This window comes from Pinisolibacter sp. DMC19 (genome assembly GCF_056313985.1).
The window spans coordinates 130,429-151,399 of the sequence record NZ_JBQUZF010000005.1 but is presented as its reverse complement, the minus strand read 5'-3'; the positions used below and the strand labels follow the sequence as shown (position 1 = coordinate 151,399).

General features: G+C 69.5%; 19 protein-coding genes. 8 read left to right on the top strand and 11 right to left on the bottom strand.

Going from position 1 to position 20,971, the window contains the following annotated elements; all coding sequences use genetic code 11:
- The first annotated feature begins 5 nt into the window (after positions 1 to 5).
- The 3 genes from proB to ACT53U_RS13885 are packed head-to-tail and all read left to right on the top strand — an operon-like array spanning position 6 to position 3,054.
- A complete protein-coding gene (proB, locus tag ACT53U_RS13895) occupies positions 6 to 1,127 on the top strand; it encodes a glutamate 5-kinase (RefSeq protein WP_476155996.1) in 1,122 nt (373 codons plus the stop codon).
- Positions 1,127 to 2,401, top strand: a complete 1,275-nt coding sequence (locus ACT53U_RS13890; RefSeq protein WP_476155995.1) for a glutamate-5-semialdehyde dehydrogenase — start codon at positions 1,127 to 1,129, stop codon at positions 2,399 to 2,401. Before proB ends, ACT53U_RS13890 begins: the two co-directional genes overlap by 1 nt.
- A complete protein-coding gene (locus ACT53U_RS13885) occupies positions 2,401 to 3,054 on the top strand; it encodes a nicotinate-nucleotide adenylyltransferase (RefSeq protein ID WP_476155993.1) in 654 nt (217 codons plus the stop codon). The genes ACT53U_RS13890 and ACT53U_RS13885 overlap by 1 nt, the downstream gene beginning before the upstream one ends.
- 53 nt (positions 3,055 to 3,107) lie before the next feature.
- On the opposite strand, the gene ACT53U_RS13880 is transcribed toward ACT53U_RS13885, so the two are convergent.
- The 5 genes from ACT53U_RS13880 to rsfS form a co-directional block, all read right to left on the bottom strand.
- Complete coding sequence (locus ACT53U_RS13880) at positions 3,108 to 4,268, bottom strand: divergent polysaccharide deacetylase family protein (protein WP_476155992.1); 1,161 nt, start codon at positions 4,266 to 4,268, stop codon at positions 3,108 to 3,110.
- A 133-nt stretch (positions 4,269 to 4,401) separates the two neighbouring features.
- Positions 4,402 to 5,748: a S41 family peptidase gene (locus ACT53U_RS13875; protein WP_476155991.1), complete on the bottom strand. Its 1,347-nt coding sequence runs from the start codon at positions 5,746 to 5,748 to the stop codon at positions 4,402 to 4,404.
- Positions 5,745 to 7,028 carry a murein hydrolase activator EnvC family protein gene (locus tag ACT53U_RS13870; protein WP_476155989.1) on the bottom strand — a complete coding sequence of 428 codons (1,284 nt, stop codon included), beginning with the start codon at positions 7,026 to 7,028 and terminating at the stop codon, positions 5,745 to 5,747. Before ACT53U_RS13870 ends, ACT53U_RS13875 begins: the two co-directional genes overlap by 4 nt.
- A gap of 101 nt (positions 7,029 to 7,129) precedes the next feature.
- Positions 7,130 to 7,609 (bottom strand): 23S rRNA (pseudouridine(1915)-N(3))-methyltransferase RlmH, encoded by a 480-nt coding sequence (gene rlmH, locus ACT53U_RS13865; protein ID WP_476155987.1) that lies wholly within the window; start codon positions 7,607 to 7,609, stop codon positions 7,130 to 7,132.
- A 16-nt stretch (positions 7,610 to 7,625) separates the two neighbouring features.
- On the bottom strand, positions 7,626 to 8,000 hold the full coding sequence (gene rsfS, locus ACT53U_RS13860; RefSeq protein WP_476155985.1) for a ribosome silencing factor: 375 nt from the start codon (positions 7,998 to 8,000) through the stop codon (positions 7,626 to 7,628).
- A gap of 266 nt (positions 8,001 to 8,266) precedes the next feature.
- Between rsfS and ACT53U_RS13855 the strand changes: the two genes are divergently transcribed.
- Positions 8,267 to 8,776, top strand: a complete 510-nt coding sequence (locus tag ACT53U_RS13855; protein WP_476155983.1) for an RNA pyrophosphohydrolase — start codon at positions 8,267 to 8,269, stop codon at positions 8,774 to 8,776.
- A 60-nt stretch (positions 8,777 to 8,836) separates the two neighbouring features.
- Positions 8,837 to 9,355: a hypothetical protein gene (locus tag ACT53U_RS13850; protein WP_476133476.1), complete on the top strand. Its 519-nt coding sequence runs from the start codon at positions 8,837 to 8,839 to the stop codon at positions 9,353 to 9,355.
- A 103-nt stretch (positions 9,356 to 9,458) separates the two neighbouring features.
- Here ACT53U_RS13850 and ACT53U_RS13845 read toward each other — a convergent pair whose 3' ends face one another.
- The 6 genes from ACT53U_RS13845 to ACT53U_RS13820 form a co-directional block, all read right to left on the bottom strand.
- Positions 9,459 to 9,869 (bottom strand): F0F1 ATP synthase subunit epsilon, encoded by a 411-nt coding sequence (locus ACT53U_RS13845; protein ID WP_476155981.1) that lies wholly within the window; start codon positions 9,867 to 9,869, stop codon positions 9,459 to 9,461.
- A gap of 87 nt (positions 9,870 to 9,956) precedes the next feature.
- Positions 9,957 to 11,396, bottom strand: coding sequence for a F0F1 ATP synthase subunit beta (atpD, locus tag ACT53U_RS13840; RefSeq protein WP_476155979.1), 1,440 nt, complete (start codon positions 11,394 to 11,396; stop codon positions 9,957 to 9,959).
- A 23-nt stretch (positions 11,397 to 11,419) separates the two neighbouring features.
- Positions 11,420 to 12,298: a F0F1 ATP synthase subunit gamma gene (locus ACT53U_RS13835; RefSeq protein ID WP_476155977.1), complete on the bottom strand. Its 879-nt coding sequence runs from the start codon at positions 12,296 to 12,298 to the stop codon at positions 11,420 to 11,422.
- Between the two features lie 119 nt (positions 12,299 to 12,417).
- Positions 12,418 to 13,947 (bottom strand): F0F1 ATP synthase subunit alpha, encoded by a 1,530-nt coding sequence (gene atpA, locus ACT53U_RS13830; RefSeq protein ID WP_476155975.1) that lies wholly within the window; start codon positions 13,945 to 13,947, stop codon positions 12,418 to 12,420.
- Positions 13,947 to 14,510, bottom strand: coding sequence for a F0F1 ATP synthase subunit delta (locus tag ACT53U_RS13825; protein WP_476133467.1), 564 nt, complete (start codon positions 14,508 to 14,510; stop codon positions 13,947 to 13,949). The genes atpA and ACT53U_RS13825 overlap by 1 nt, the downstream gene beginning before the upstream one ends.
- A 239-nt stretch (positions 14,511 to 14,749) precedes the next feature.
- A complete protein-coding gene (locus ACT53U_RS13820) occupies positions 14,750 to 16,981 on the bottom strand; it encodes a primosomal protein N' (protein ID WP_476155973.1) in 2,232 nt (743 codons plus the stop codon).
- 123 nt (positions 16,982 to 17,104) lie between these two features.
- Here ACT53U_RS13820 and ACT53U_RS13815 point away from each other — a divergent pair, with 123 nt between their 5' ends.
- The 3 genes from ACT53U_RS13815 (at position 17,105) to ACT53U_RS13805 (ending at position 20,864) form a co-directional block, all read left to right on the top strand.
- Positions 17,105 to 18,064, top strand: coding sequence for a tyrosine recombinase XerC (locus ACT53U_RS13815; protein ID WP_476155971.1), 960 nt, complete (start codon positions 17,105 to 17,107; stop codon positions 18,062 to 18,064).
- Between the two features lie 119 nt (positions 18,065 to 18,183).
- A complete protein-coding gene (locus tag ACT53U_RS13810) occupies positions 18,184 to 19,068 on the top strand; it encodes a DMT family transporter (RefSeq protein WP_476155970.1) in 885 nt (294 codons plus the stop codon).
- 119 nt (positions 19,069 to 19,187) lie between these two features.
- On the top strand, positions 19,188 to 20,864 hold the full coding sequence (locus ACT53U_RS13805) for an acyl-CoA dehydrogenase family protein (RefSeq protein WP_476156365.1): 1,677 nt from the start codon (positions 19,188 to 19,190) through the stop codon (positions 20,862 to 20,864).
- The last annotated feature ends 107 nt before the right edge of the window (positions 20,865 to 20,971 follow it).

Here is a 20,971-nt window from a genome sequence, read left to right as displayed (position 1 = left end):
CCATCATGAACCGTCGTCTGGAAGACTATCGCCGCATCGTCGTGAAGATCGGCTCCGCCCTGCTCGTCGACAAGGCGACCGGGGACATCCACTGGGCCTGGCTCGAGAGCCTCGCGGCCGACGTGGCGCGGCTGATGAAGGCGGGCCGCGAAGTGCTGCTCGTCTCCTCCGGCGCCATCGCGCTGGGGCGTGGGCGGCTCGGCCTGCCGCGGCGGCCTCTGGCGCTGGAGCAGAGCCAGGCAGCAGCCTCCGTCGGCCAGATCGCGCTGGCGCGGGCCTATTCCGAGATCCTCGGCGGTCACGGTTTCATCGCCGCGCAGATCCTGCTCACCCTCGACGACACCGAGGATCGCCGACGCTATCTCAACGCGCGCGCGACGCTCGGGACGCTGCTCGAGGCGCATGCCGTGCCGATCATCAACGAGAACGACACGGTGGCGACCACCGAGATTCGCTACGGCGACAACGACCGGCTGGCGGCGCGCGTCGCCACCATGGTCGGCGCCGACTGTCTGGTGCTGCTCTCCGACATCGACGGGCTCTATACCGCCCCGCCGGCGCAGGACCCGAACGCCGCGCACATTCCGGTGGTCGAGCGCATCACGCCCGAGATCGAGGCGATGGCCGGCGGTGCGGGCTCGGAACTGTCGCGCGGCGGCATGAAGACCAAGATCGACGCCGGCAAGATCGCCACCGACGGCGGCACGGCGATGGTCATAACGCTGGGCAAGCGGATGAGCCCGCTCTCGGCGATCTCGGCGGGCGAACGCGCCACCTGGTTCGAGCCCTCGGCCGATCCGGTGACGGCGCGCAAGAAGTGGATCGCCGGGTCGCTCGACGATCACGGCACGATCGCGATCGATGCGGGGGCGGTGCGGGCGCTGCGGTCGGGCAAGAGCCTGCTGCCGGCCGGCTGCACGCGGGTCGAGGGCGCCTTCGCCCGCGGCGACACCGTGCGGGTGGTCGGGCCGACCGGCGAGGAGCTGGGCCGCGGTCTCGTCGCCTTCGACGCCGCCGACGCGGTCGCCATCCTCGGCCGCAAGTCCCATGAAGTGGAAGACATTCTCGGCTATACAGGGCGGACGGAGATGATCCACCGCGACCATCTGGTGATGAGGGGCGAGTGATGGCGGACGTGAACGACGTCGATGCGCTGATGAACGAGATGGGCGCCCGCGCCCGCGCCGCGGCCCGCGGTCTCGCCCTGGCGCCGACCGCCGCCAAGGACGCGGCCCTTCGTGCGATGGCCGCCGAGATCCGCAAGGCGACGGCCGAGATCATCGCCGAGAACGACAAGGACGTCGCCGAAGGGCGCGCCAAGGGCCTCTCCGGCTCCTTCGTCGACCGGCTGATCCTGAACCCCGCCCGCATCGAGGCGATGGCCACGGGCCTCGAGGACATCGCGGCTCTGCCCGATCCGGTCGGCCGGGTGCTGTCCGCCTGGGAGCGGCCGAACGGGCTGAAGATCGAGCGGGTGGCGACGCCGCTCGGCGTCATCGGCATCATCTACGAGAGCCGGCCGAACGTGACGGCAGATGCCGGCGCGCTGTGCCTCAAGGCGGGCAATGCGGCGATCCTGCGCGGCGGCTCCGACGCGCTGCGCTCGTCGAGCGTCATCGTGGCGGCGCTCCGGCGCGGCCTCGCTTCGGCGGGTCTTCCGCAAGATGCGGTGCAGCTGGTGCCGACGCCCGACCGTGCGGCGGTCGGGGCGATGCTCACCGGCCTTTCGGGCGCGATCGACGTGATCGTGCCGCGCGGCGGCAAGAGCCTCGTCGCGCGCGTCCAGACGGAGGCCCGGGTGCCGGTCTTCTCGCATCTCGAAGGCATCTGCCACGTCTACGTCGACAAGGCGGCCGATCTCGACATGGCGGTCGCGATCGTCGCCAACGCCAAGATGCGGCGCACCGGCATCTGCGGCGCGGCCGAGACGCTGTTGGTCGATCGCGCCTGTGCCGCGACCCATCTCATGCCCGTCATCGCGGGTCTGCGCGCGAAGGGCTGCGAGATCCGCGCCTCGGCCGAGGTGCTGGCGCTGGTGCCGGATGCGGTTCCGGCGACCGATGCCGACTGGTCGACCGAATATCTCGACGCGATCATCTCCGTCGCTCTGGTCGACGGGGTCGACGGGGCGATCGCCCACATCGAGACCTACGGCTCGCACCACACCGAGGCGATCGTCACCGACGATGCCGCGACCGCCGAGCGGTTCCTCTCCGAGATCGATTCGGCGATCCTCCTGTGGAACGCCTCGACCCAGTTCGCCGACGGTGGCGAGTTCGGCATGGGGGCGGAGATCGGCATCGCCACCGGCAAGATGCACGCGCGCGGGCCGGTCGGCGTCGATCAGCTCGTCTCGTTCAACTATCGCGTCCGCGGTACCGGCCAGACGCGGCCGGTGTGATGGACGGCGCGGCTGGCCCTCGGGTGGATCGGGCGGGTGCTGCGGCGCGCGGCGATCTCGTCGTGCCGCCGTCCTTTCCCGGCATGCGCATCGGCCTCTTCGGCGGGTCGTTCAACCCGCCGCACGCCGGCCACGTCCACGTCGCGGAAACGGCGCTGCGCCGCCTGCGTCTCGATCGGCTGTGGGTGCTGGTCACACCCGGCAATCCCTTGAAGGAGAAGGCCGGCCTGCCGACGCTCGCCGCGCGGATCGCGGCGGCGCGGCGGCTGATGGACGATCCGCGCATCACCGTCACCGGCTTCGAGGCGGCCTTCGGCTCGCCCTACACCTGGAAGACGGTCGAACGGCTGGCGGCGACGCGGCCGGGCGTGCGCTTCGTCTGGGTGATGGGGGCGGACAATCTCGCCGGTTTCCACCGCTGGCAGGCGTGGCGGCGGATCGCCTCCACCGTGCCGATGGCGATCGTCGATCGTCCCGAGGCGACGATGGCGGTGCTGTCGTCGCCGGCGGCGCGGACGCTCGCGGGCGCGCGGATCGCGGAGGGTCGGGCCTCGGCACTGGCGAACCGCCCGGCGCCGGCCTGGGTCTTCCTCGAGGGACCGCGCAACGCGCTGTCCTCGACCGATCTCAGGCGCCGCGGCCTCGGGGTCTAGGGCACGCTCCGCTCGGGCGGGTCCGCCCGAGCGATGAGAACCTGCTCAAGAACTCAGTTCGCCGCCCCGCTGCCGGCGAGCGACGACACCGGCACCAGAACCAGGCCGCGGCTCTCCAACGACTTGGTCCAGCTCTCGAGATTGCGCAGCGAGATCGGCAGGGCGGAGGCCGTTCCGATGGCGACGCCCTTGGTGCGGGCGATCTGCTCGAGCTGGGTCAGGCGGGCGCGGATGGCGTCGTCACGGGCGACCTCGTCGATCACCACGTCGGCCTTGGCGAAGGGGGTGCGGGCGGTGCGGGCCACCGGCTCGGCCACCGAGCGCGAGGAGCCGCCGTCGTCGAGATACATCAGGCCACGACCGGTCAGCTCGGCGAGCGTCGCGCCGAGCGCGGTCGGGTCGGCGGTGTAGCGGGCACCCATGTAGTTGACGACGCCGACATAGTTGGTCAGCCGCCCGAGCAGCGTCATCAGCCGATCGGTGTTGGCCTCGGTCGGGGACGAGGCGATCAGCGTCTGCGGACCGGGATCGTTGTCGGGATAGTCGAAGGGTTCCATCGGGAGCTGCAGCAGCAGCTCGTGGCCGTCGCCGCGGGCCTTCTGCATCCAGCGCTCGAGGCTGGCGCCGTAGGGGGCGAAGGCGAGTGTCACGTCGGGGCCGAGGACGCGCAGGGCCTCCTGCGTCGAGGTCTGCGAGATGCCGAGGCCACCGACCACCAGCGCGATGCGCGGCGTCGCCTGCGGCCGCCGCGGGGCGGGGCGGGCATAGACGTCGAGCGGGCGGGTGCCGTCGGTGGCGATGCGCGGCAGCACGCCCCAGCGGGTCTTCTCCGAGACGCGGGCGATCGGCTGGGTCGACAGCGGCTGGCCTTCCGTCGTCTCCGGCACCCGGCGCGGCGGGACCGGAACGAGACCCTTGTCGGGGGCGGGGGCGAGTTCGCTCACCGCCGGTTCGCCCGGCTTGACGGCGTCGGGGGCCTCGGGCCGACCATCGGCGACGGCGACGTCGTCCTTGGCGATGCCGGTCTTGGAACGATCGAGCTTGACCACGGCCTGCGGCTCGCCGCCGCGCGGGTCGCGCACGAAGACCGCCCAGACGCCGAGCGAGACGGCGACCAGCCCGATGATGCCGAGCCCGGCCGCTCCGAAGGGGATGCGCGTCCAGAAGGGACGCGGCCTCGTCAGTCCGAGAGGGGCGTCGAGATCGCCGGCCATGGCCGCTCTCTCCCAGGTTTCCAGTGCCTCGCCGACGATGTCCGGCGCCGCATGCCGCATCGAAGGGGGACCCGCGAATCAGCAGGGCCGCCGAACACATATTCGGCGGCCCTGCCCGAGACGTCACGTCCGATCAATTCGGCACGGCGACCTTGGGGTTCGGCGGGAAGGCGGCGTTGACCTTGATGCCGCGCAGCAGGTCGTAGGCGTAGTTCAGCGCCTTGTCGTCCTTCTGCTCCGGCGGCACGTAGGCCTGCGAACCGGTCTTCTCGTCGGTGGCGGTGCCGTCGTTCGGGTTCTTGAGGTGACCCTTGAGGCTCGCCTCGCCCTTGGTGTCGTCCTTGCCCTTCAGATCCTCGGGCGTGTCCTGCAGGATCTCGATGTCGGGCTCGATGCCCTTGGCCTGGATCGAACGGCCCGACGGCGTGTAGTAACGCGCGGTCGTCAGGCGGATGGCGCCGTTCTGGCCGAGCGGGATGATGGTCTGGACCGAGCCCTTGCCGAAGGAGCGGGTGCCGACGACGGTCGCCCGCTTGTGGTCTTGCAGGGCGCCGGCGACGATCTCGGAGGCCGAGGCCGAACCGCCGTTGACCAGGATCACCACCGGCTTGTGGTCGGTCAGATCGCCGGCCCGTGCGTTGTAACGCTGGCTCTCCTCGGCGTTGCGGCCGCGGGTGGAGACGATCTCGCCCTTCTCGAGGAAGGCGTCGGAGACCGAGATCGCCTGATCGAGCAGGCCGCCGGGGTTGTTGCGCAGATCGAGGACGTAGCCCTTCAGCTTGTCGGACGGAATGTCCTTCTTGATCTTGTCGATCGAGTCCTTGAGGCCGTCGAAGGTCTGCTCGTTGAACTGCGTGATGCGCAGATAGCCGACGTCGCCGCCCTCTTCGCGCGAGCGCACCGACTTGATGCGGATGGTGTCGCGGACGATCTTGATCTGCAGCGGCTCGGCCACGCCGTCGCGCTTGATCGTCAGCGTGATCGGCGCGTTGACCGGGCCGCGCATCTTGTCGACCGCCTGGTTGAGGCTGAGGCCCTTGACCTCGTCGCCGTCGAGCTGGGTGATGATGTCGCCGGCGCGCACGCCGGCACGCGCCGCCGGGGTCTCGTCGATCGGCGCGACGACCTTGACCAGGCCGTCCTCCATCGTCACCTCGATGCCGAGGCCGCCGAACTCGCCGCGGGTCTGCACCTGCATGTCCTTGAAGGACTTCGGCGACATGTAGCTCGAGTGCGGATCGAGCGAGGTGAGCATGCCGTTGATGGCGCTCTCCACCAGCTTCGAATCGTCGGGCTGCTCGACGTAGTCGGAGCGAATGCGCTCGAACACGTCGCCGAAGAGATTGAGCTGCCGATAGGTGTCGGCCGAGGCGGCGGCGACGGCGTCGCCCGCCAGGAACCGCCGGACCTCGCCGAACCCGAGCATAGAGGCGGATCCGAGCAGGACACCGAGCATCACCAGCGAAACTTTGCGCATCATCCGCGAACCTTTTCGTCACGCGCCCGAGCCCACCAGGGCGAGGGGTCTATGGACGTACCGTCTTTTCTGAATTCGACATAGAGGATCGGCTTTTCCGTGGCAGACCCGGCGCCCGTCACCATCTGAGGGCGGGCGCCCATCAGTCCGACCGGTTCGCCGGCCAGCACGGTTTGCCCGATCTCCACGTCGATCCGTTCCATTCCGGCAAGAACGACATGATACCCGCCGCCGCCGTTGATGATCAAGAGTTTGCCGTAGGATCGGAAGGTGCCGGCGAAGAGAACGGTGCCGTCACACGGAGACGTGACCGCGGTGCCCGCCCGCGCCGCGATCGAGATGCCCTTGGCGGCCATGCCGGCGGCGTCGGTCTCGCCGAAACGCAGGATCGTCTCACCGACGATCGGCAGCGGCAGACGGCCGCGCGCCTCGCCGAGATCGGCGCCGGCGGCACGATCGCCGGGCTTCGGCTTCGCCTGAGCGGCATCGAGCGTGGCGACGAGATCCTTGAGCGATCCGGCCTTGGCGGCGAGCTCCTCGATCCTGCGGCGCTCGGCGTCGAGGCCCGCCTCGCGTTCGGTCTCGGCCTTGCGACGTTCGGCGACCAGCAGTTCGACCCGGCGGCGCTCGGCGACGAGATCCTCGCCCTCGGCGCGGAAGCGATCGCGCTCGGCGGCGGCGCTCTTCTCCAGTGCCTCGATCGCCTGGAGGTCGGCGAGGAGCGCGTCGGCCTGATCGCGCAGTTCCGGCAGGACGGCGCCGGCGAGGATCGCCGAGCGGACGGCGGCGAGCGCGTCGGAAGGCCGCACGACGATCGCCGGCGGCGGTTTGCGGCTCATGCGCTGGAGGGCGGCGAGCACGTCGGCGAGCACGGCGCGGCGTCCCTCGAAGGCCTTGCGAGCGCGGCCGAGATCGCGCTCGAGATCGCCGATGCGCCTTTCCGTCACCGCGAGTCGGCCTTCGGCCTCGCGCAGCCGGTCGGCGAGGCGGACGAGTTCCTGGGCGAGGCGACCGCGATCGCGCGCCAGAGTCTCGATCTCGGCGAGGATGGCGGCCTGACGCTCCTTGCCCAGTGCGATGTCGTGCAACACGGCGTCGAGCTCGGTGCGCAGGGCGGCGCGTCGATCGGCGTCCGGGGCGGTCTGTGTGACGGGCGGCGAAGCGGGCTGAGCGTCGGCCGGGCGAGCGAAGAGCGCGGCTCCCGTCGCCACGAGCAGCGCCGCCGCCGCCGCGCGGAGGCGGCGGGCGTCGCGGGGCGCTGAAGGGGCGGCGGTCTGGCACATCGATCTCGGGCTCGCGCGGCGATTCGCGTCTCGCCGATGGTCGTCTCTCGGCGGGAGGGCCGCAACGCCTTCGTGTGGTCGACCGTGCCTCGCCCCGCCGCTCAGGCGCGGTGATAGGGGTGGCCGGCGAGGATGGTGGCGGCGCGGTAGATCTGTTCGGCCGCGAGAATGCGGACGATCTGGTGCGGCCAGGTCATGGCGCCGAAGGCGAGCTTGAGGTCGGCGCGGGTCCGGGCGGCGGGGCCGTGGCCGTCGGGGCCGCCGATCAGCACGGCGAGATCGCGGCCGTCGCGCAGGCGCGCGGCGACGAGGTCGGCGAAGGCTTCCGACGTCAGGGTCGTCCCGGTCTCGTCGAGGACGACGACGAAGGCGCCGTCGGCGAGCGGTTCGAGCAGGAGGGCGGCCTCTTCGGCCTTGCGGTCGTCGGGACGGGCGGCCCGCGATTCGCCGATCTCGCGGACCTCGACGCGCGTGATGCCGAGCGGCCGGCCCTGTTTGCCGGCACGGTCGAGATAGCGGTCGAGCAAGTCCCGCTCGGGGCCGGCCTTCATTCGGCCGACCGCCGCGATGGTCACGCGCAAGGGGACCCCCTCCGGATCAGCGACGCGGCGCGGGCGCGTCGGCCGACCACATCTTCTCGAGGGCGTAGAAGCCGCGCACCTCGGGACGGAAGAGGTTGATCAGAACGTCGCCGGCGTCGACCAGCACCCAGTCGCAGTGGGGCAGGCCTTCGACGCGCAGGTTCTCGACGCCGATCTTCTCGAGATCTTCGATGAGACGGTCGGCGATGGCGCCGACATGGCGATGCGAGCGGCCCGACGCGACGACCAGGCGGTCGGCGAGGGAGGACTTCTCGGCGATGTCGAGGACGACGATGTCTTCGGCCTTGCTGTCGTCGAGGCTCTTCTTCGCCGCTTCGGCGATCACCTCGGCGCTGGGCCAGGAACGGTCGGCTGCGGTCTTCGCGGCCATCGGGATCGAAGCGGCCAGCGCTTCGCGGGTCTGTTGGGCAGGCAGGTGAGTGACCTCCTCTCGAGTGCGGCTCGGGGCAGCGCTGGGGTATCGAGAACGGACTCTCATTCACTCCGAGTTGCCATGAACCGACCGGGCGAACCACCCGGCCTTTCGACATTGAACCGTGCGGCCCGCCATTTCAAGGAAGAAGCGCCGGCGCGGCCGGTGACGAGGCACGAGGGATGGGCTAAGTCTCCTCGGCGCAACAATCCGGGAGCCGTGACGTGACCGATTTCGAGAGCCTTCCCTATCGTCCCTGCGTCGGCATCTGCCTGATCAACCGCGCCGGTCTCGTCTGGATCGGCCGGCGCGCCAACGAGGGGCTGGTCGAGCACGTCGCTCCCGGTCACGAGTGGCAGATGCCGCAGGGCGGCATCGATCCGGGCGAGGACCCGTTCGAGGCGGCCAAGCGCGAGCTGTGGGAGGAGACCAACGTGCGCTCCGCCACGCTGATCGCCGAGGCGCCCGACTGGTATACCTACGACATTCCGCGTTCCGTCGTCGGCGAGCGCTGGCGCTTCAAGTGGCGCGGCCAGACCCAGAAGTGGTTCGCCTTCCGCTTCGACGGCGACGAGACGGAGATCGACATCGACAACCCGCCGGAAGGCGAGCGCGAGTTCGCCGAATGGCGCTGGGAGCCGCTCGCCAATCTGCCGGGCATGATCATTCCGTTCAAGAAGCCGGTCTACGACCGCGTCGCCGAGGCCTTCGCGCCCTACGCGGCAAGGGCTTAAGCCTTCGTTGACCATGTTCGACCACACTTCCCTCCGAACACCACGCGACGGGGGAAGACCATGGTCGAGGCGCATACGACGGTCATGCAGGACAAGGGATCCATCGGCTTCGCCCAGCCGGTCGACGGTGCCTGGCGCGGGGCCGTCGGCACGCTGTCGGGCGCACTGCTGACCGCCGCGGTGTCGGTGATCGTGCTGGCGCGGCCGGGTCTCGATCTCTTCCCCGACGCCTTCGTCTGGTTCGGCTGCGGTCTGTCGATCGCGCTCGGCTCGGCCGGCGTCACTGCGGCCTTGTCGGGCATCGAGCGGGTGGTCTCCTTCCACGGCGCCTCGGCGAGCGTGGTCGAGGAGCTGCGCACCCGCTTCGGCACCGGCATCAGCCGGCATCTCTCCTACGAAGACTGCGGCACGCTCGGCGCGCTGCGCGAGGACGTGATCGGCGGCAGCCTCTGGCATCTCTTCCTGATCGACGCCCGCGACGGTTCGGCGATCGAGATCGGCGACTTCGCCAGCGAAGAGGCGATGCGTCGTTCGGCCGCGGCGATCGCCGCGGTCCGCCCCGACATCGCGCTCGGCTGAGGGACGGGCGCTCCTCCCCGACGATCGAATCATGAAACGAAGAAGGCCCCGATCGACGATCGGGGCCTTCTTCGTGTTCGGTTCGCCGGGATCGGCGGATCGCTCAGTGGGCGGTCGGCGCGGCGGCGAAGACCGCCTTGAGCTGGTCGAGCTTCTGCTGCGCGACGCGCTTGGCCTCGGGCGACTTGGCGTCGGCGAGGTCCTCCTCGGCGTCCTTGATCTCCTTGGCGATCACGTCGGCCTTGAGGTCTTCCACCGCGATCGCCTGTTCGGCGAGGATGGTGAGACCGGCCGGCGAGGCGTCGGCGAAGCCGCCGCGCACGAAGATCCGGGTGACCTTGCCCGCCGCCGAGGTCGATTCGACGACGCCCGGACGCAGGGTGGTCATGAACGGCGAATGGCCCTTCAGCATGGTGAAGTCGCCGTCGGCGCCGGGGACCATCACCTGCGCGACGTCCTCGGAGAGGACCAGACGCGCCGGAGAGACCAGTTCGAACTTGAAGGGTTCGGCCATGTTCGCCTCGTGTCACGGCCCCGCACGCGGGGCCCGTTCTTCATCGGAGTGGCGGCCGGGCGCGAGCCCGGCCGAACCGGTCTTCGATCAGGCCGCCTCGGCGGCGAGCTTCTTGGCCTTCTCGATCGCCTCTTCGATGGTGCCGACCATGTAGAAGGCGGCCTCCGGAAGGTGATCGTAGTCGCCGTCGCACAGGCCCTTGAAGCCGCGGATGGTGTCCTTGAGGCTCACCAGCTTGCCCGGGCTGCCGGTGAAGACTTCGGCGACGTGGAAGGGCTGCGACAGGAAGCGCTCGATCTTGCGGGCGCGGGCGACCGAGATCTTGTCCTCTTCCGACAGCTCGTCCATGCCCAGGATCGCGATGATGTCCTGCAGCGCCTTGTAGCGCTGGAGGATCGCCTGGACCTTACGGGCGACGCCGTAGTGCTCTTCACCGATGACCAGCGGCGACAGGATGCGCGAGGTCGAGTCGAGCGGGTCCACCGCCGGGTAGATGCCCTTTTCGGCGATCGAGCGCGACAGAACGGTCGTCGCGTCCAGATGGGCGAAGGAGGCGGCCGGCGCCGGGTCGGTCAGGTCGTCGGCGGGCACGTAGATGGCCTGCACCGAGGTGATCGAACCGGTGTTGGTGGTGGTGATGCGCTCCTGCAGGGCGCCCATCTCGGTGGCGAGCGTCGGCTGATAGCCCACCGCCGACGGGATGCGGCCGAGCAGCGCCGACACTTCCGAACCCGCCTGGGTGAAGCGGAAGATGTTGTCGACGAAGAACAGCACGTCCTGGCCTTCGTCGCGGAAGGACTCGGCGACGGTGAGGCCGGCGAGCGCGACGCGGGCGCGGGCGCCCGGGGGCTCGTTCATCTGACCGTAGACCAGGGCGCACTTCGAACCGGCGGCCGAGCCGTCGTTCTCGTGCGGGTCGACGTTCACCTTGGACTCGATCATCTCGTAGTAGAGATCGTTGCCCTCACGGGTGCGCTCGCCGACGCCGGCGAACACCGAGTAACCACCGTGCGCCTTGGCGACGTTGTTGATCAGTTCCATGATCAGAACGGTCTTGCCGACGCCGGCGCCGCCGAACAGGCCGATCTTGCCACCCTTGGAGTAGGGCGCCAGCAGGTCGACGACCTTGATGCCGGTGACCAGGATCTCGGCTTCCGTCGACTGCTCGGCGAAGGTCGGGGCCGAGGCGTGGATCGGACGACGGTCGGTGTGGACGATCGGGCCGAGTTCGTCGACCGGCTCGCCGATGACGTTCATGATGCGGCCGAGCGTGCCGGCACCGACCGGAACCGCGATCGGCAGACCGGTGTCGACCACTTCCTGACCGCGGGCGAGGCCCTCGGACGAGTCCATGGCGATCGTGCGAACGGTGTTCTCGCCCAGATGCTGCGCGACTTCGAGCACCAGACGGGAACCGTTGTTGGTGGTCTCGAGCGCGTTCAGAATCGCCGGGAGGTGGTCGTCGAACTGAACGTCGATGACGGCACCCATCACCTGACGAATACGACCGATCTTGCTGTCAGCCATCGTTTTGTCCTCTGAATAAGTGCTCAGACCGCTTCGGCGCCCGAGATGATTTCGATGAGTTCCTTGGTGATCATGGCCTGACGCGACCGGTTGTAGGTCGTCGTCAGCTTCTTGATCATTTCACCGGCGTTGCGCGTCGCGTTGTCCATGGCCGACATGCGCGAGCCCTGTTCCGACGCGGCGTTCTCGAGCAGAGCCCGGAAGATCTGCGTCGAGACGTTGCGCGGCAGGAGATCCGCCAGGATCTCCTCCTCGCTCGGCTCGCATTCGTAGACCGCGCCCGCCGCCGCCTGCTTCGCCTCGGCCGAGATCTCGGCCGGGATGATCTGCTGAGCGGTGGGGATCTGCTGGATCACCGACTTGAAGCGCGAATAGAACAGGGTGGCGACGTCGAATTCGCCGGCCTCGTACATCGCCAGGATCTTCTTGCCGACGCCGTCGGCATGATCGTAGCCGAGCTGCTTGACGGCCTTGAACTCGATCACCTCGACGATCTTGTCGGCGAAGGTGCGGCGCAGGGCATCGGCGCCCTTGCGGCCGACGCAGAGGATCTTGACCGTCTTGCCCTCGCCGATCAGGCGATTGGCGGTGTCGCGCGCCAGACGGGCGATCGACGAGTTGAAGGCGCCGCACAGGCCGCGCTCGGCGGTGCACACCACCAGCAGCCGCACGTCGTCGCGACCGGTGCCGGCCAGCAGCGCCGGGGCATCGGGGCGACCGTCGAAGGCGCCGGCCAGATTGGCGAGCACGCCGGTCATCCGTTCGGCGAAGGGCCGCGCGGATTCGGCCGCCTGCTGGGCACGCCGCAGCTTCGCCGCAGCCACCATCTGCATGGCCTTCGTGATCTTCTGCGTCGCCTTGACCGAGGCGATGCGATTTCTGAGATCCTTCAAGCTCGGCATCGGGCCGTCCTATCCTCGAGCGTGGGAACCGGGCGCGCCCGGCTCTCTCGTCGCCGACCGGGGCGCACACGGCTTGCGCGCGCCCCGAAGATCGGCGGGTTTCCAGGTCTCGTCGCCGATCAGGCGAAGGACTTGGTGTAGGCCTCGACGACGGACTTCAGCGAAGCGCCGAGTTCGGCCGTCAGTTCCTTCTTCTCGCGGATGCCGTCGAGAAGAGCGGCATGCTCGGAGCGAAGGTGACGCAGGAGGCCCTGCTCGTAGGCGCCGACCGAAGCGACCGGGATCGCGTCGAGGTAGCCGTTGATGCCGGCGTAGATCACGCAGACCTGCTCTTCGGTCTTGAGCGGCGAGAACTGCGGCTGCTTGAGGAGCTCGGTGAGGCGAGCACCACGATTGAGCAGACGCTGGGTCACCGCGTCGAGGTCGGAGCCGAACTGCGCGAAGGCCGCCATTTCGCGGTACTGCGCGAGCTCGCCCTTGATCTTGCCGGCGACCTGCTTCATCGCCTTGACCTGCGCCGAAGAACCGACGCGGGAGACCGAGAGGCCGACGTTCACCGCCGGGCGGATGCCCTGGTAGAACAGATCGGTCTCGAGGAAGATCTGACCGTCGGTGATCGAGATCACGTTGGTCGGGATGTAGGCGGACACGTCGTTCGCCTGGGTCTCGATGACCGGCAGAGCGGTCAGCGAACCGAGGCCGTTGTCCTTGTTCAGCTTCGCCGCGCGCTCGAGCAGGCGGGAATGCAGATAGAACACGTCGCCCGGATAGGCTTCGCGGCCCGGCGGACGGCGCAGGAGGAGCGACATCTGACGGTAGGCGACGGCCTGCTTGGAAAGGTCGTCGTAGATGATGACGGCGTGCATGCCGTTGTCGCGGAAGAACTCGCCCATGGCGCAGCCGGCGAAGGGCGCGATGAACTGCATCGGCGCGGCGTCGGAGGCGGTGGCGGCCACGACGATCGAGTACTCGAGAGCACCCTGCTCCTCGAGGACCTTCACGAACTGGGCGACGGTCGAACGCTTCTGACCGATCGCGACGTAGACGCAGTAGAGCTTCTGGCTCTCGTCGCCCGTGGCGTTGATCGGCTTCTGGTTCAGGATGGTGTCGAGCGCGATCGCGGTCTTGCCGGTCTGACGGTCGCCGATGATCAGCTCGCGCTGGCCACGGCCGATCGGGATCAGCGCATCGACGGCCTTGAGGCCGGTCGACATCGGCTCGTGCACCGACTTGCGCGGGATGATGCCCGGCGCCTTGACGTCGACGCGGCGACGCTCGGTGGTGTCGATCGGGCCCTTGCCGTCGATCGGGTTGCCGAGCGCGTCGACGACGCGGCCGAGCAGGCCCTTGCCGACCGGCACGTCGACGATGGCGCCGGTGCGCTTGACGACGTCGCCTTCCTTGATCTCACGGTCGGAGCCGAAGATGACGATGCCGACGTTGTCGACCTCGAGGTTCAGCGCCATGCCGCGGGTGCCGTTGGCGAACTCGACCATCTCGCCGGCCTGGACCTTGTCGAGGCCATGCACACGCGCGATGCCGTCGCCGACGGACAGAACCTGGCCGACCTCCGAAACTTCGGCTTCCTGGCCGAAGTTCTTGATCTGCTCCTTGAGGATTGCGGAAATTTCCGCTGCCCGAATATCCATCAGCGGACCTCTTTCAGTGCGACCTTGAGAGAAGTGAGTTTCGTCTTGAGCGAGGTGTCGATCATGCGGGAGCCCACCTTGACGATGAGGCCGCCGATGATCGAGGGATCCACCTTCGGGACGATCCGGATTTCCTTGCTGTCGCCGACACCCGAGAGGGCCGACTTGAGCGAGGCGATCTGGTCCTCGTTGAGAGCCTGAGCCGACGTGACTTCGGCCACCTGCTCGCCGCGGTGAGCCGCGACCAGCTGGCGATACGCCTCGATCATGCCGGGAAGGACGAACAGCCGGCGGTTGCGCGCCGCCAGGCCGATGAAGTTGGCGGCGAAGCCGCCGATGCCGAGCTTGGCGAGCACCGCGCCGATCGCGCGGCTCTGTTCCTCGGCGGAGAACACCGGGGAGCCCACCAGGCGGCGGAGATCGTCGCTTTCGGCGAGCGCGGCGCCGAAGGTCTCGAGATCCTTGCCGACGGCGTCGATCGCGCCGCCTTCCAGGGCCACTTCGAAGAGCGCGCTCGCATAGCGCCGAGCCACGCCGGATACGATCGAAGTCGTCTCTGCCACCGGTCCGGAACCCCCACGCCAATTCGGGCGTTCGACGCGATGACCGCTCCGGACGCCCTTGAAATCCTTGGAATATTTCGATCGGACAAGGCCTTGTAAGCACTTTTCCTTCGAAGACGGGGGTGTCCTAGCATAGCGAACCGGCCTGCGCAACAAGCCGACCGGCGGCTTTTCCGAAAGTCTAAGACGGCTACCGCGGTGCTCGTCGTGCCCCTGCGAGCGCGCTTTCCACCCGCGGGTCAGAGGAAGCTCTGCGGGTCGACGTCGATCTGCACGCGCAGGTCGCCGCGGACGGGAGGACACTGCGCCATCCATTCGCGCAGCTTCGCCTGGATGTCGGTCGCCCGATCGGTGCGCATCAGCAGGCGGAAACGATGGCGGCCGCGCACGATCGCGATCGGCGCCTCGGCCGGTCCGAGGACCATCGCGTCGCCGTCCCGGGGGGCGCAGGCGGCCATGGCGCGGGCATGGGCGAAGGCCGGTTCGCGCGCCTCGGCCGAGACGACGATGCCGGCGAGGCGGCCGTAGGGCGGCATGCCGGCGCGGCGGCGTTCCTCGCTCTCGCGCTCGTAGAAGCCGTCGCGGTCGCCCGAGACGATCGCCCTGAGGACGGGATGGTCGGGGGCGCGGGTCTGGAGGAAGGCACGCGCTCCACCCGAGGCACGGCCGGCGCGGCCGGTCACCTGCTGGACGAGCTGGAAGGTCTTCTCCGCGGCACGGAGATCGCCGTGGGCGAGGCCGAGGTCGGCGTCGACCACGCCGACCAGATCGAGCAGGGGGAAGTTGTGGCCCTTGGCGAGAATCTGGGTGCCGACCACGAGGTCGGCGGCGCCTTCCGCGAAGGCGGCGAGTTCGGCCTTCATGCGCAGGTTGCCACCCGGCATGTCGGACGAAAGTACGAGACGGCGGGCGTCGGGAAAGAGCACCGCCACTTCCTCGGCGATGCGTTCGATGCCGGGGCCGACGGCGACCAGCCCGTCGACCTCGCCGCAGTCGGGACAGGCGTCGGGCCGGCGCACCGAATGGCCGCAGTGGTGGCACATCAGCTGGCCGCGGAACCGGTGTTCGACCAGCCAGGCCGAGCAGTTCGGGCATTCGAAACGGTGGCCGCAGGACCGGCAGAGCGTCAGCGGCGCGTAGCCGCGGCGGTTGAGGAAAAGGAGGGCCTGTCGCCCGCCGGCGATCGTGTCGCGGATCGCCGAGACGAGGGGGGCGGCGAGGAAGCGGCCGACGTCGGGGCGGTGGACGCGCAGATCGAGGGTGCGGATCTCCGGCAGGCGGCCGGCACCGGCGCGGGTCGGCAGGACATGGCGGCGATAGCGGCCCTGTTCGGCGTTGACCCAGGTCTCGAGCGACGGCGTGGCGGAGGCCAGCACCACGGGGAAGTCGTCGATGCGGCCGCGCAGCACCGCCATGTCGCGGGCGTTGTAGACGACGCCGTCCTCCTGCTTGTAGGCGCCGTCGTGTTCCTCGTCGACGACGATCAGGCCGAGGTCGGCGAAGGGCAGGAAGAGCGAGGAACGGGCGCCGACGACGACGCGGACCTCGCCGGTCGCGACCCCGCGCCAGACCCGGGCGCGGGTCTTGGGTGGGACTTCCGAATGCCACTCGGCCGGGCGGACGCCGAAGCGTTCGGCGAAACGGTCGAGGAATTCCGCCGTCAACGCGATCTCGGGCAGCAACACCAGCGCCTGACGCCCCCGGCGGGCGACCTCGGCGACGGCTTCGAAATAGACCTCGGTCTTGCCGGAACCGGTGACGCCGTCGAGGAGGTCGACGCGGAAATGGCCTTCCGCCACGCCTTCGACCAGCTCTTCCGCCGCCGCCTTCTGGTCGGGGCCGAGCGCCTTGCCGGCGTGGTCGGGATCGGGTTCGGCGGGGGCACGGCCGGGCGGCAGCCAGACTTCTTCGAGCGTGCCTTGGGCGATCAGTCCGTCGACCACCGAGGCGGAGACGCCGGCCGAGGCCGCGAGCCCGGTACGCGACCAGGCGAAGTCGTCTTCGAGCACGGAGAGGACGCGGGCGCGCGCCGCCGTCATGCGCTCGGGGCGCGGCCCGGCGAGGCGGACGCCGCGGATCGGCGCCTCCGGTTCGAGCGCTTCCGGCGCGCGCAGCACCATGCGCAGCACCATGCCGCGCGGCATCAGATAGTAGCGGGAGAGGCGCTCGACGAAGCGGCGCAGGCCGGGGGAGACAGGCGGGCAGTCGAAGGTGCGTTCGATCTCCCTGAGGCGATTGTCGCCGGCGCGCAGGCCGGAGCCCGGCTCCTCGTCCCAGACGACGCCGAGCACCTTGCGGGGCCCGAGTGGCACTTCGACGATCGAGCCGGGGACGACGTCGAGATCGCGCGGAACCCGGTAGGAATAGGCGACGTCGAGGGCGACGGGCACGACCACGGGCACGACGCGCGGCCCCGTCGGGACGGGGCGCGGATCGGAACCGGCAAAGAGGTCGTCGACGGGTGAGGCCATGCGAATCGGAGCTCGGGTGGTTCGGGGAAGATAGGCGGGGGCGGGGGCGGGGGCGAGTCCGGCCCACGCCATGCTTCCTTAACCACGCCGGCGCGATCATCGCGGACACACCCCGGAGCCCCGATGAACGCGCCTTCACGCTCGCCCGAGATCCTGATCTTGGCTGCCCCCGACCTCGTCGCGGCGCTGGAGCGGTGGCGTCGGCATCTCGCGGCCGAACGGCGGGCCTCGCCCGAGACGGTCGAGGCCTACGAGCGCGACGTCGAGCAGTTCCTGCGGTTTCTGACCGAGCATCGCGGCAGCCCGCCGACCATCGCGGCGCTCTCCGAACTCCGCCCTGCCGACCTGCGTGCCTTCCTCGCCCGGCGGCGCACCGGAGCGAAGGCGGGGGCGCGGACGCTCGGGCGCAATCTCGCCGGCATCCGCTCGCTTGCCCGTTTCCTCGAGCGCCGCGAGGGGCTGAACGCCGCGCCCTATCGCGCCGTTCGAGCGCCGAAGGCGGGGCGTTCGTTGCCGCATCCGGTGACGGCCTCGGCCGGGCTTCGGCTCGCCGACGCCGGCGAGAGCCTCGCCGAGGAGCCGTGGGTGGCGGCGCGCGACGCGGCGGTCTTCGCGCTGCTCTACGGCTGCGGCCTGCGCATCTCGGAAGCCCTCGGGCTCAAGCGGGCTGAGGCGCCGACGGCGGAGACGCGGGCGCTCAGGATCACCGGCAAGGGCGGCAAGACGCGGATCGTGCCGGTGCTGCCGGCGGTCGTGGCGCGGATCGACGACTATCTGCGGCTCTGCCCGCTGCATCTGCCCCCCGACGAGCCGCTCTTCCGCGGGGTGAAGGGCGGGGCGCTGTCGCCGCGGATCATCCAACTCGCGATGGAGCGGATGCGCGGCGTGCTCGGTCTCGACGACAGTGCTACGCCGCATGCGCTGCGCCATGCCTTCGCCACCCATCTGCTTGGGGCCGGCGGCGATCTCAGGACCATTCAGGAACTGCTCGGCCACGCCTCGCTGTCGACGACGCAGATCTACACCGAGGTCGATGCCGCCCGCCTCCTCGACGTCTGGGCCAAGACCCACCCGCGCGCCTGAGGGCGCCGGCACACCGTTCCGGTCCTTGCGAACAAATCGCGGAACGGGGGTTCCGCCGTGGGCGGGCGCATGCGACCCTGCCGGCCAAACAAGGATACGCGACCGCCGGGGAGGGACTGATGGCGCGCCGTTCCGCGCTGCTGACGGCGGCGCCGCTGCTCTTCGTCGCCATCTGGTCGACCGGTTGGATCATGGGAAAATACGCCGCGATGGACGGCGATCCCCTGACCTTCCTCGCTGTCCGCTTCGTCGCGGCCATCGCCGTGCTGGTGCCGATCACCGTGGCGATACGGGCGCCCTATCCGCGCGAGCCGCGGGCGATCCTCCATGCCATGGGCTCGGGCGTGCTGATCCACGCGCTCTACCTCGGCGGCGTGTGGTGGGCGATCGCCCACGGCGTGCCGGCGGGCCTGTCGGCGGTGATCGCCGCACTCCAGCCGCTGATGACGGCGTCGCTCGCACCGATGCTCGCCGGGGAGAAGATCGGGGCGCGGCGGGCGGCCGGGTTCCTCGTCGGCTTCGTCGGCATCGCCATCGTCGTCTCGCCCAAGCTCCTCGGCCTGACGCCGGAGGCGCTGGCGCAGGTCGCCGTCCCGATCGGCGTCAACGTCGCGGCGATGCTGGCGGTGACGCTCGGCACCTTCTACCAGAAGCGCCGGGTGACCGGCGGCCATCTGCTGGCCGTGGCGACGCTGCAATATGTCGGCGCGCTGGTGGTGATGGTCCTCGCCGCTTTCCTGCTCGAGCCGATGCGCTTCGACCTCAACTGGCGCTCTGCGGCGACGCTGGCGTGGTCGGTGCTGGGCCTGTCGATCGGGGCGATCTGGCTGCTCCTGCATCTCATCCGCTGCGGCGAGGTGTCGCGCGCTGCGGCATTCATCTATCTGGTGCCGCCCGCCGCCGTCACCGAGGCCTGGCTGCTCTTCGGCGAAACGCTGAGCCTCGTTCAGATCGCCGGCATCGGCGTCACCGTGCTCGGCGTCGTGCTCGCCGACCGGCGATAGCGCCGATCTCGCCTTTCGACGCATTGCAAGCGGCGCGGCTTTCGGCTTCTTTCGCACTGCACAACACGAAACGATCCGACCGCGCATCCCGCGAAGGTCGGGACATGGGGAGCACTGACATGGCCGCCGCCTCCAACGGTCGAATCGATTTGGACCTGATCGCCCTCGGTCGCGAGGCCGTCACGGCTCTCGACGGGCTCTATGCCGCGGCGCGGGACGCCGTGCGGACGAAGGTGGTGAAGGACGGCAAGGTCAGCGCGGCGCTGGTCGATCTCGAGCAGCGCGCCACCCACGGCCTCGCCTGGCTCGCGACCTATGTCGAGAGCCTTCGCGAAATGGTCGACTACTCCGAGCGCCTGACGGCGGCCGGTCAGTTCGGCGAGATCGAGCGCGACATCGTCTCGATCGCCTTCGGCGAATATCTGGCGCAGGTCTTCGGCGGCATCCCGATGAATCAGGGCGAGTTCGTCCGTCTCGCCGACATGGGCGTCTCGCCGGAGGTGACCGCGGCCGCCCGCGTGCCGGCGGTCGAGACGCTGATCGCCCACGGGAACACGCCGGCGGTGCGCGCCGCGCTGGTCGCCGCCATGACGCGGCTCGAGGGCGCCGGCTCCTTCGGTGAGCTCGGCCTCGACGAGACGCTCAACCAGTTCCGCGACGAGATGCGCAAGCTCGCCGTCGACGCGGTGCTTCCCTTTGCCCACGAGTGGCATCTGAAGAACGAATACATCCCGCTCGAGCTGATCCAGCAGATGGCGGAGATGGGCGTCTTCGGCCTGACCATCCCGGAGGAATACGGCGGCCTCGGTCTCGGCAAGGAATCGATGTGCGTCGTCTCCGAAGAGCTGTCGCGCGCCTATATCGGCGTCGGCTCGCTCGGCACCCGGTCCGAGATCGCCGCCGAGCTGATCCTGTGCGGCGGCACCGAAGAGCAGAAGCAGGAGTGGTTGCCCAAGCTCGCCTCGGGCGAGATCCTGCCGACCGCCGTCTTCACCGAGCCGAACACCGGTTCGGATCTCGGTAGCTTGCGCACCCGCGCGGTGCGTCAGGGCGACGACTACGTCGTCAACGGCAACAAGACCTGGATCACCCATCCGGTCCGCGCCGATCTGATGACGCTGCTGGTGCGCACCAACCCGGACGAGCCGGGCTGGAAGGGCCTGTCGATGTTGCTGGCGCCCAAGCCGCGCGGCAACGACGCGAACCCCTTCCCGGCGGAAGGCATGTCGGGCGGCGAGATCGAGGTGCTCGGCTATCGCGGCATGAAGGAATACGAGATCGCCTTCGACGGCTTCAAGGTGCCGGCGGCCAACCTCCTCGGCGGTGTCGAGGGGCAGGGCTTCAAGCAGCTGATGCAGACCTTCGAGAGCGCCCGCATCCAGACCGCGGCGCGCGCCATCGGCGTCGCCCAGTCGGCGCTCGATCTCGGGCTGCGCTACGCTCAGGAGCGCGTGCAGTTCGGCAAGGCGCTGATCCACTTCCCGCGCGTCGCCGACAAGCTCGCGATGATGGCGGTGGAGATCATGGTGGCGCGTCAGCTCACCTATTTCGCCGCCCGCCGCAAGGATCAGGATCAGCGCTGCGACCTCGAGGCCGGCATGGCCAAGCTGCTCGGCGCCCGCGTCGCCTGGGCGGCGGCGGACAACGCGCTGCAGATCCACGGCGGCAACGGTTTCGCGCTGGAATATCCGGTCAGCCGCGTGCTGTGCGACGCCCGCATCCTCAACATCTTCGAGGGTGCCGGCGAGATCCAGGCGCAGGTCATCGCCCGTCGTCTGCTCGACGGCGGCAACTGATTGCCGCGGCCACCCTGATTTTTCAGGGATTGGCCGCAGACCACGACCTGCCAAGATGAGCGGGTCGGGAGTTCAGGGGATCTCTCGACGCCGACTCGACGACATTG

What these genes read in the sequence shown, in the direction of transcription:
- ACT53U_RS13810 (WP_476155970.1), top strand. Translation starts at nt 18,184, where the DNA reads ATGGCGCGCCGTTCCGCGCTGCTGACGGCGGCGCCGCTGCTCTTCGTC.
- ACT53U_RS13845 (WP_476155981.1), bottom strand. Translation starts at nt 9,869, where the DNA reads ATGGCCGAACCCTTCAAGTTCGAACTGGTCTCTCCGGCGCGTCTGGTC.
- atpA (WP_476155975.1), bottom strand. Translation starts at nt 13,947, where the DNA reads ATGGATATTCGGGCAGCGGAAATTTCCGCAATCCTCAAGGAGCAGATC.
- atpD (WP_476155979.1), bottom strand. Translation starts at nt 11,396, where the DNA reads ATGGCTGACAGCAAGATCGGTCGTATTCGTCAGGTGATGGGTGCCGTC.
- ACT53U_RS13835 (WP_476155977.1), bottom strand. Translation starts at nt 12,298, where the DNA reads ATGCCGAGCTTGAAGGATCTCAGAAATCGCATCGCCTCGGTCAAGGCG.
- proB (WP_476155996.1), top strand. Translation starts at nt 6, where the DNA reads ATGAACCGTCGTCTGGAAGACTATCGCCGCATCGTCGTGAAGATCGGC.
- ACT53U_RS13815 (WP_476155971.1), top strand. Translation starts at nt 17,105, where the DNA reads ATGAACGCGCCTTCACGCTCGCCCGAGATCCTGATCTTGGCTGCCCCC.
- ACT53U_RS13890 (WP_476155995.1), top strand. Translation starts at nt 1,127, where the DNA reads ATGGCGGACGTGAACGACGTCGATGCGCTGATGAACGAGATGGGCGCC.
- ACT53U_RS13805 (WP_476156365.1), top strand. Translation starts at nt 19,188, where the DNA reads ATGGCCGCCGCCTCCAACGGTCGAATCGATTTGGACCTGATCGCCCTC.
- ACT53U_RS13820 (WP_476155973.1), bottom strand. Translation starts at nt 16,981, where the DNA reads ATGGCCTCACCCGTCGACGACCTCTTTGCCGGTTCCGATCCGCGCCCC.
- ACT53U_RS13880 (WP_476155992.1), bottom strand. Translation starts at nt 4,268, where the DNA reads ATGGCCGGCGATCTCGACGCCCCTCTCGGACTGACGAGGCCGCGTCCC.
- ACT53U_RS13850 (WP_476133476.1), top strand. Translation starts at nt 8,837, where the DNA reads ATGGTCGAGGCGCATACGACGGTCATGCAGGACAAGGGATCCATCGGC.
- rsfS (WP_476155985.1), bottom strand. Translation starts at nt 8,000, where the DNA reads ATGGCCGCGAAGACCGCAGCCGACCGTTCCTGGCCCAGCGCCGAGGTG.
- ACT53U_RS13875 (WP_476155991.1), bottom strand. Translation starts at nt 5,748, where the DNA reads ATGATGCGCAAAGTTTCGCTGGTGATGCTCGGTGTCCTGCTCGGATCC.
- ACT53U_RS13870 (WP_476155989.1), bottom strand. Translation starts at nt 7,028, where the DNA reads ATGTGCCAGACCGCCGCCCCTTCAGCGCCCCGCGACGCCCGCCGCCTC.
- ACT53U_RS13885 (WP_476155993.1), top strand. Translation starts at nt 2,401, where the DNA reads ATGGACGGCGCGGCTGGCCCTCGGGTGGATCGGGCGGGTGCTGCGGCG.